Origin of the sequence: Umezawaea sp. (assembly GCF_036375055.1) — a bacterium.
Taxonomy (GTDB): Bacteria; Actinomycetota; Actinomycetes; order Mycobacteriales; family Pseudonocardiaceae; genus Umezawaea.
In genome coordinates, this window is record NZ_DASUSQ010000033.1 from 1 (window position 1) to 9374 (window position 9374).

The window sequence follows — 9374 nt, forward strand, 5'->3', positions numbered from 1 at the left end:
CGGGGGCCACGGCTCGGCCTGAGCGACCGTTCGCTAGTTCTGCGCTTCCTGGTGCGAGACCTCGACGAGCGCGCCGTCCGCGACCATGTCCTCGACCGAGGTCGGGAACAGGTACGCGGTGCCGCCGCCGGGCTGCTCGAACCACGGCACGGCCACGCCGGTCAGCACCTCGACCGGACGCCGCAGCCGGTACACCCGGTACGCGCGGTTGATCCACGACGGCACGAGCGACCGCTCCTCGAACGGCGTGCCCGCGGCGTAGACCAGGTTGCCCACGGGCTCGCCGAACCGGTCGACCTCGAACCCGGCGGGCAGCTCGACCATCTTCTTGTGGCGGAACAGCGTGAGCGGCGGTTCACCGTTCATCGGCTTGATCGGCCAGCCGCGCTTGCCACCCGACTCGGACTGCTGCTGCGCCTCCTGGCGCGGCGCGTCGACCCGTGCGGCGTTCGCGGCGATCGGCTCGGGCCTCGGCGGCTCGACCCTCGGCAGCGGCTCCGGACGCGGGAGTTCCGCGCGCGGCAGCGGCTCCGGACGGGGCATCTCGGCGCGGGGCAACGGCTCCGGGCGCGGCGGTTCCACGCGGGGCAGCGGCTCCGGCCGGGGCATGGGCGCGACCTGCACGACCTGCGGCGGCATCGGGCGGCCGTCGCGGAACCCGTTGACGCCGTTGGGCGGCGGACCCTGCGGCCCACCGGGGGGCGGGCCCTGCGGCGGGCGCATCATCTGCGGCGGCGGGGGCTGCCTGCGCGGCGCGCGGCGACCCGTGAGCACCAGCTTGCCGATCAGGAACGACGCCGCGTCCTCCAGCCGGTCGAACCGGCTCGGGTTCTTCGGACCGTTGTCGAACCAGGCGACGACCCAGCTGCTGCCCTCGGTGCGCAGGTTCCACGTGCGGTCGACGGGCTCGCCGATGCGGTACGCGGCGGGCGGCACGTCGAGGTCGTCCAGCGCCCGGCGGACGCCGGACAGCTCGCGCTCCTCCTCGGGCGTGACCTGCCTCGGCACCTCGGGCTCGGCGGGAGGCTGCTCGACCACCACCGGCTCGATGTCGAACTGGGTCTCCTGGTCGACCTCGAACCTGGTCGTCACGTCGGAGTGCCTCGGGTCGGCCTCGACCTCGAACTTCGGCACGACGTCGACCAGGTCGGACTCGACGAGCCGCGCCTGCTCCGCGACCGGTTCCTCGACGGGCAGCGGCTCCGGCTCCGGCTCCACCGGCAGCGCGTCGTTCGACGCTTGGCCTGCGGCGGCGAACGGGCTCCACGCGGCGGTGTCCTGGTCGGCCCCGGCGCTCTCGTACCTGTTGGGGGCGAACAGGTCCATGCCGTCGACGTAGGAATCCCGGCGGTACCGGTCGTCGCGAGGCGGGGTGGGCTCGGTGTCGAAGTCGAACTGCACCCGGTACGGCGGACCGTCCTGGGCGGCGTCGAACTGGCTCTGGTCGAACTCCAGCACCTCGTCGGCCTCGGCGACCGTCGCGGGCCGCAGGTCGACGAGGTCCATGGTCGCGGTGTCCTCGACGTCCGGCTCGTCGACCGGCATCGGCTCGGGCCGGGGCTCGACGAGCTGGTCGGCGGGCTCGGCCTCGGGCTCGCGGGCGGGCTCGGCGCGGAAGCCGTGGTCCACGTCCGTGCGGAACACCGGCTGCGCGTCGAAGTCGTCGGCGGGCTGGAAACCGGGGCCCGGTTCGGCCCGCAGCAGTTCCGGCTCGTCGTCGGACCGGTGCTCCGGCTCGGCGTAGCCGTCCTGGTGGTCGGAGGTGGGCGGTTCGGACGGCCTGCGGTCGTCCGGGTAGAAGTCCTGGCCCGCCTGGAACCCGACGGTCGCCGAGTCGCCCTCGACGGGGAAGAAGTTCGACTCGGGGTCGTAGTCCGACTCGCGCTTCGGCGGCTGCTCGGTGTGGAAGTCCGGCCGCGGCTGGAACTCCGTGTCCGGCTGGGACTCCCGCTCCACGGGGGCGCTCGCGGTCGGGAAGAAGTTCTCGTCGGCGCTCGACCGCTGCTCCGCAGTCGCGCTGTCGTCGGGGAAGAAGCTGTCCCCGTCGCCGTACTCCGGCCTCGGCCGGGACTCCGACCGCTGCACCGACTCCGGCGGAGCGTCCAAACCCGACGGCGACGCCAACCGGGGCTGCGCACCACCCTCGGGGAAGAACTGCTCCTCCGCACCCGAAGGCTGCGACCGACCGCCCTCCTCCGGGAAGAAACTGTCCTCATCCCGGTACTCCGGCCTCGGCCGCGACTCCGACCGCTGCACCGACTCCGGCGGAGCGTCCAAACCCGACGGCGAACTCAACCGAGGCTGCGCACCACCCTCCGGGAAGAACTGCTCCTCCGCACCCGAAGGCTGCGACCGACCACCCTCCTCCGGGAAGAACTGCTCCTCGACGCCGGGCGGCTGCTCCGTCTTCGGACCGTCCTCCGGGAAGAAACTGTCCTCGGCATCGAACTCCGGGCGGACGCGCGCGACCGGCTCCGGCGGCGGAGCGTCCAGACCCGTCGGCGAACTCAGCCTCGGCTGCGCACCACCCTCGGGGAAGAACTGCTCCTCCACGACCTTCTTCGAGTCGTCCTCGCCGAAGAAGTTCTCGTCCGACTCGACCACGGGCTTGGCCTCGGGCTTCGCCGAAGCCGACTGGGTCGGCGCGGGCTGGACCGGCGGCTGGTGGGCCGGACCGCCCTCCGGGTAGAAGTCCTCGCTGGGCTGGTGCCGGGCGTTCGGGTCGTTGGTGTCGCCGGGGAAGAAGTTGGACCCGTCCTCGAAGTCGGGCCGGGGGTGGAACTCCGTCGCCTGGTCCTGGCCACCGGTCCGCTCGGGCACGGGGTCGGCCGGCGGCTCGTCCTCGATCACGGGCAGCGGCGTGGCGACCGTGGCGTGCGGGTCGTACGGCTGCGTGGAGCGGTCGTCGCCGAACGGCGAGAACTCCTCGGCCTCCGGCTCGGGCACGATCGGCACGGCGGGTTTGGGCAGCGGTGTGCCGCGGGGCGCGGTCGGGGCGCCGAGGTTCGCCGCGGCGGCGACGCGCGACTCCTCCGACACCTCGGGGCTGCGGAACTCGGCGGCGCGGGCGCGCTCGACCAGCTCGGCCTCCGGGGGGATGCCGTAGGCGCGCAGGTAGTAGCCGACGGCGGCGGGCCAGATCCAGTGGCCGTCCGTCTGGAACGCGACCGGCACGACGGACGGCGCGTCGGGGTCCAGCACGTCGGCGTCGAAGCCGCGACCGGCCACCGCGACCGGCGCGCGGTCCAGGTAGTCCAGCAGCGCCTCGCGCTCGTGGTCGGGGATCGCCGGGCGGTTGACCGACGGGCGGCCGTCCGCGCCCGCGCCGTCGAAGACCCGTGCGGTCCGGAAGCCGCGCGGCACCTGCGGGGGCGGGGGCGGCGCGGCGGGGGCCTGACCGGACGGCAGCCACTTGCGCAGCCACTCCGGCACGTTCTCGTCGGCGCGCGGGAAGAAGCGCATCTCGTCGACGTAGGCCTGCGGCGGTGGCGGCGTCTGCCACTTCGGCTCGGTCCGGTCGAAGTCGAGGTTGTAGCTGGCGGGCTGGTCGAGCTGGTAGCGGGCGTTGGACCAGCTGCCCCGACCCTCGCGGTGCATGCCCGCGCGGAGACGGGAGAACAGGGCGGCCACCTCCTGCGGAGGCACCCACCCCTGCGAACTCCCGTCGGCCGACCGCACCTCGGCGGCCAGCTCGAAGTAGCGGCCGGTCGCGCGGTAGTCGGCGACGACGTTCTGCCAGCCCTCGGGGGCGGCCCGCATCAGGGTCAGCCCGATCTGCTTGACCAGAGCGTCCTGCTCTGTCGGGTTCAACGGCTTCGGCTCGGACACACCAACATCTTCCCCCGCGACTCCGCGTACCGGAACGGCCCCCTGCTGGGCCGAATCAGAGCAACCACCACGCCGGCCCGACCATAACCCGATCGGCGCGCGCGGGAAAACCGAAGCGGAACCGGCTAGGGGCTAGGGGGCTGAGGTCTGGGGCGGGGGTGGGGTGCTGGTGGCTTCCGCCACCTCGACCAGGCTGCCGTCGGCCAGCAGATCGCGGACCGACCTGACCAGGAAGAAGCCCGTACCACCACCCGGTTGGCCGAACCACGGCACCGCGATGCCCTTGAGCGCGGTGGTCGGCCGCTGGACCCGGTACACGTGGTAGCGGCGGTTCAGCCAGTCCGGCGGCAGCGAGCGGTTGCCGAACATGGTTCGAGCCGCGAAGACGAGGTTGCCGTTCTCGTCGCCGAAGCGGTCGATCTCCACCCCCGGCTGGAGCGAGACCGGCTCGCGGTCGCGCAGCAGCGACAGCGGCGGTTCGTCGGGCAGCGGCTGGATCTCCTGCGGCGGGCCCGCGGCGACCGGCGGCGCGGGCGGCGGCACCGGGGCGGGAGCGGGTGCGGCCTGCTGGGCGCGGGCCGCGTCGCGCTCGGGCGACCACAGGAGGGTGCCGAGCATCGTCTGCGCCGCGGCGGCCGCGTTCGGGAACACGGTCGGCCTGCCGCTGGGGCCGCGGTCGGCGTCCCAGTACTGGAGCTGCCACCCGCTCTCCGTGCCCGGCGCGGGCTCGATGACCAGGGCGTCCAGCTTGGGCTCCACGATCCCGTACTCCTGGGGAGCGACGCCGAAGTGGTTCAGCCGGTCCTGGAGCTGAGCGAGGGACCGCCGGTCGTGCTCGGCGATCTGGCGCGGCCGGTACTCCGGGAGCGGCAGCGACTCGACCTGGCCCGTCGCGACCGCGGTCGCGGCGTCCACGGCGGCGTCGTCGACCGGCGGCACCTGGTAGCCGTTGTCGTGGATGTGCTGCACGAGCTGCGGCACGGGGTTCACGCCGTGCTTGCGGAAGTAGTGGGCGACCGCGCCCGACCACACCCACGTGCCGTCGGTGTGGAACGTCTGCGGCACGTCCGGCTCGGCGCCGGGCTGGAGCAGGTCCGGCCCGTAGCCGCGGGCCGCGAGCACCACGGGCGCGTTCTCCAGGTACTTCAGCACGTCGTCGCGGTCCTGCGGGTGCACGGCGGGGCGCGGGGCGATCGGCCTGCCCTGCTCGTCGCTGCCGTCGAACACCGGGGCGTCGTACAGCCGGACCGAGCCCTGGTCACCCTCGGCGGGGGTCTCCACCAGCCACGCCGGGACCTCGGCGCGCGGGAACATCTCCAGTTCCTCGGCGAAGTGCTTCGCCGAGGGCCGGTGCGTCCACGCCGGTTCCTCGGTCCGGTTGTACTCGATGGAGTACACGTTCGGGTGAGCCAGGTGGAACCGCGCCGAGAACCAGGTGCCCTCGCCCTCGCGGTACATGCCCGCGCGGAGCTCCAGGAAGAACGGCAGCGCCTCCTCCGGCAGCGTCCACTCGACGGACTGGCCGAAGATGTTCAGCACCGAGACCGGGGCCTCGACGTAGGCGCCCGCCGCGCGGAAGTCCAGGAAGAGCTGGCTCCAGTCACCCGGCAGCCGGTGGACGAGCAGGGTCGTGACCGAGGCGAGGATCGCGTTCTGGTCCTCGGGCGACAGCCGGGGCTGCGTGGACGTCATGCCTTCTGCTCCTCGTTGCCTGCTTCCGCGATCCGGGTGCGCAGCCAGCCGGGGACGAACGCCTCGTCACGAGGGAACACCTCCAGGTCGCGCACCCAGAACTCGGCCGGGATCGGCGGGTTCCACAGCGGGTCGTGGTCCATGTTGTAGGAGAAGTCCATCCGACCCGGCGCGTCCACCGTGAGCCGCGCCGAGAACCACGTGCCCCGACCGGGCCTGTGGTGCAGCTGGCGCAGCTCGGCGAACACCTTGGTGATGCCCTCGGGGGGCACCACCTCGGCCGTCTTGCCGTTCTCCAGGTACACGGCCAGCTCCGTGTCGTGCACCTTCACGTTGAGCTTCACCAGCAGGTCGATCCGCCGCCAGCCCTCGGGTTCCACTTCGAGCAGCATGGCGCCGATCCGCTGCATCAGCTCTTCCTCGCGGTCGTCCGGCTCAGAAGTCGGATGGCCAGAGGGCTGCGTTGTGGTCATTCGGATAGCTCCTGACGTGGATCTTGAAGCGACCGTCCGGCAGTGTCTCGCGCCACCTGGTCTGGTACGTGTGCGGGTGGTCCTGTCCCGGCTCCCGGATCGCGAACGTGTCGACCAGCTCGATCGACCCGCCCGAGGCCGCCTCCAGGTCCGAGCGGTCCCGCTCCATTTGATACCAGGTCTCCTCGCGCACGAACGCGGGCCGCTCCAGACCCGAGTTCTGGTCGCGCTGCTGGCTGGAGACGTTGATCAGCTCGCCGGGGCCGCCGGACTCCTTGCCCTGGTGGTGGCCACCGTCGGCGAGGTTGCGGTTGTCCGGGCCCTTGCCCGCCAGCGCGCCCGCGTCGGTCTGCGACGTGGTGTCGCGGCGCAGCTCGGTTCCGCCGTCGTAGACGGGCGTGCCGCTGGTGGCGACCGTGTTGGACCGGTCGTCGGTCAGGAACCTCCACCGGCCGCTGTCCACGTCGTAGACCGCGGTGGGGCGGGGGTTGTTCAGCTCGGCGCTGAACGGCGGCGCGGTGTGGACGTGCGAGACCGCGCCGTCCTCACCGCTCTGGAAGGTGCTGTACGGCCCGCGCTCGTCGGAGAGGGTGAACCGGGTGCCCGGCGGCAGGTCGCGGGTGACGAACGGGTCGTTCGGCCGCACCGGCCGCTCGACGGCCGCGCGCTGCTCCGGCGTCCACCCGCTGGTGTCGCCGTCGATCCGCACGGTCCGGACGACCTGCCTGTTCTCGTCCTTGAGCGGCTTGCCGTCCTCGCCGAGGACGATCTCCTGGGTGAGGCGGACCTCGCCGTTCGGCGGGTCCGGCCACGTCGGCGTCTGGGCCGCGCCGGTGCCGTAGTACGGGTCGGTGGTGATGTCCGCGCCCTCGGGGGCCCGCGCCACCTCCGGGTTCAACCGCCCGCGCTGGCCGGAGTCGGTCTCGACGTGGGTGAGACCGCCGTCCTCGATGAACACCCGTGTGCGGACCCGGTCGCCGTCCCGGACCACGTACTCCGTGTCCGGGGCCAGCGGCTGCCCGTCGTGCTGGGTCAGCGGCCGGTTCTGCGGCAGGCCGGTGACCTCGACCTGGTTGCTCGTCGTCGGCCGCTCGTAGGTGACGCCCGGCTCGGGGCGGCCCTGCGCGTCGGTGCTGAACTCCTGGTAGAGCGGGCCGCGGTCGACGTTGTAGTTCGAGCCGGGGATCGGGTTCGCGACCTCCGGGTTGGGGCGGTCGCCCGCGTTCTCCGGCGCGGCCACCCACCGGGGCGTGCCGTTCCCGTCGGTCTGGACGGTGCCGCGGTGGTTGCCCTCGGTGTCCGTGACGTCGAACCGGGTGTTCGCGGGCAGGTCGCGGCGGGCGGTGAACGCGTCGTCCGGACCGGGCGCCATCGGGTGGCCCCGGCCGATCGTCTGCTCGCCGTTCGCCGGAGCGGGCGGCTCGGTGATCGTCACCGGCCGCGTCACCTCGACGGACTTGCCGCCGATCTTGACCTTGTCGTCCTGCGTGAGCGGCGACCCGTCCGGGCCCGCCACGAACACGTCGTTGTGGCTGCCGACCCGGACGCGGTAGTCGGCGTCCGGGTGCGGGTGGGCGATCTCCGGGTTCACGCCGTCGCGGGTGTTCGGCGCGATGGTGTCGACGCTGACCGCGCCCTGCGCGTCCACGTGCACCGTCGTGCGGAGGCGCCCGTTCTCGTCCAGGACCCGGATGCTGGTGTCCAGCGGCAGCTCGCGGCCGTCGAACAGCGACTGCCCGTCGCGCATCCGCACCGTCTGCCCGTGCGTGGTGCTCGGCTCGGTCCACGGGGTCTGGACCTGCGGGTGGTGGTTGCGGTCGGTGTCGCCGCGGTGCTCGGCGTCGATGCTGTCGGCCAGGTCGCCCGTCGGCGCGTGACCGGGCGGCATCCCGTTCTCGCCGACCGGCGTGCTCGTGCCGTCCGGCTCGAACGCGTGCCAGCCGCCGTCCGGCGGGATCCTCGGGTGCTGCTGGCCGTTCGTCGTCTCCGGGGAGCTGGAGTAGACGTTGCCGTGCCGGTCGGACCACGCCAGGCTGTCCGGCGCGATCACCTGCTGGCCGGTCTCGCGGGCGACGTGCGCGGCGAGGCTGTTCTCGCCGCCGGCCGCCGCGTCGCAGCCGACCAGCATGATCGGCCGTCCGGCGAGGTCCGGGTGGTTGTTGATCAGCTCGACCAGCTCGGCCCGCGTGTAGTGGGTCTCGCCGATCCGGACGCCGTCGCCCGCGGTGTGCACGTCCAGGACGGCGTGGTCGCCCGCCGGGATCCGCGACGCCAGGTCGCGCAGCGGGGCCTCGGAGTGCAGCGCCACGCCCGCCGGGGTGACCTCGCTGGAGCGGATCGCCTGGTCCACGCGCGGCGACACGTCGCCGAGGGGCGTGGGACCGGTGGGGGTCGGGTCGGCGGTGGGCGTGCTGTCGGTGGGCGTGGCGTCGGTGGGCGTGCCGTCGGTGTCGAACGCGCCGTTGCGGGCGTCCGCGACCGTGGCCGCGTCGGGGGTGAGGACCGTGCTGCCGTCCGGGCCGATCGTGCCGAAGTCCGGCGGCAGGACCCGGCCGTCCGGCGGCGGCGACGGCACCTCGTGCAGCACACCGGCGTCGCGCAGGCTGTCCAGGTTCACCCGGCCGGAGGCGTCCGCCAGGCTCGGGTCGAACACCGGCTGCAACTGGCGCGCGCCGCCGGGCTGGTCGAACGCGGGTGCCACGGTCGCCAGCTCGACCATCATGGGCCGGTCCAGCACGTACACGTGGTAGCCCTTGCCCAGGCTGTCGGGCAGGATCGCGCGCTCGCCGAACCCGTACGGCTGACCGTCCGGCCTCAGCGGTGACAGGAAGTCGCCCTGGGGGCTGCCGAACCGGTCGAGCACCGTGCCCGCGGGCAGCTCCACGACCACTCGGGCACCCACCGCGCCCTGGTTCGGCGGCCACGCGATCGGGCCGTCGACCGTGCCGTCGGTGGTGTGGTGGCGCATGAACTCGTCGAACGTCCCGTGCGGGCCGTACGGCTGGTAGGTCGGCTCCACGATCGCCGCCACCCGCTGGTCGTACGTGCCGACCTCGCGGTCGTTCGGGCCGGTGCTCTCGTGGACCGACACGTACGGGCCGTCCTGCGAGAAGCCCTCGACGACACCGGCCGGGTTGCCCCAGACGTTCTTGTGGGGGTCGGTGGCCGGGTCCGCGCTGGGGCCCGCAGTGGGGTCCGGGGGCGTGGAGTCCGTGCCGCGGCTGGCCGGGGCCGGGTCCTGGGGCCACTGGTGGCTGGAGACCGGGGAGCTGCCGTCGGGGTTCGGGGCGGGTGTGGGGTGCTGCGGTGGGGAGTCGGGGGTGGTGCGGTTGTCCGGGGCGCCAGGGGGGCGCTGGTCGGGGGTGCGGCCGTCGGGGGTGC

The 9374-nt window shown here is 73.4% G+C and carries 4 protein-coding genes; all 4 read right to left on the minus strand.

Annotation, left to right across the window (positions count from 1 at the left end; all coding sequences use genetic code 11):
• Positions 1-33 precede the first annotated feature (33 nt).
• Positions 34-3828 carry a TNT domain-containing protein gene (locus tag VFZ92_RS10285; RefSeq protein ID WP_330875611.1) on the minus strand — a complete coding sequence of 1265 codons (3795 nt, stop codon included), beginning with the start codon at positions 3826-3828 and terminating at the stop codon, positions 34-36.
• A 132-nt stretch (positions 3829-3960) separates the two neighbouring features.
• Positions 3961-5520 carry a TNT domain-containing protein gene (locus tag VFZ92_RS10290; protein ID WP_330875612.1) on the minus strand — a complete coding sequence of 520 codons (1560 nt, stop codon included), beginning with the start codon at positions 5518-5520 and terminating at the stop codon, positions 3961-3963.
• Positions 5517-5993 (minus strand): hypothetical protein, encoded by a 477-nt coding sequence (locus VFZ92_RS10295; protein ID WP_330875613.1) that lies wholly within the window; start codon positions 5991-5993, stop codon positions 5517-5519. The genes VFZ92_RS10290 and VFZ92_RS10295 overlap by 4 nt, the downstream gene beginning before the upstream one ends.
• Positions 5956-9374: TNT domain-containing protein (locus VFZ92_RS10300; protein ID WP_330875614.1), on the minus strand; the 3419-nt coding region annotated here is incomplete at its 5' end. The genes VFZ92_RS10295 and VFZ92_RS10300, both read right to left, overlap by 38 nt.

What these genes read in the sequence shown, in the direction of transcription:
- VFZ92_RS10295 (WP_330875613.1), bottom strand. Translation starts at nt 5,993, where the DNA reads ATGACCACAACGCAGCCCTCTGGCCATCCGACTTCTGAGCCGGACGAC.
- VFZ92_RS10290 (WP_330875612.1), bottom strand. Translation starts at nt 5,520, where the DNA reads ATGACGTCCACGCAGCCCCGGCTGTCGCCCGAGGACCAGAACGCGATC.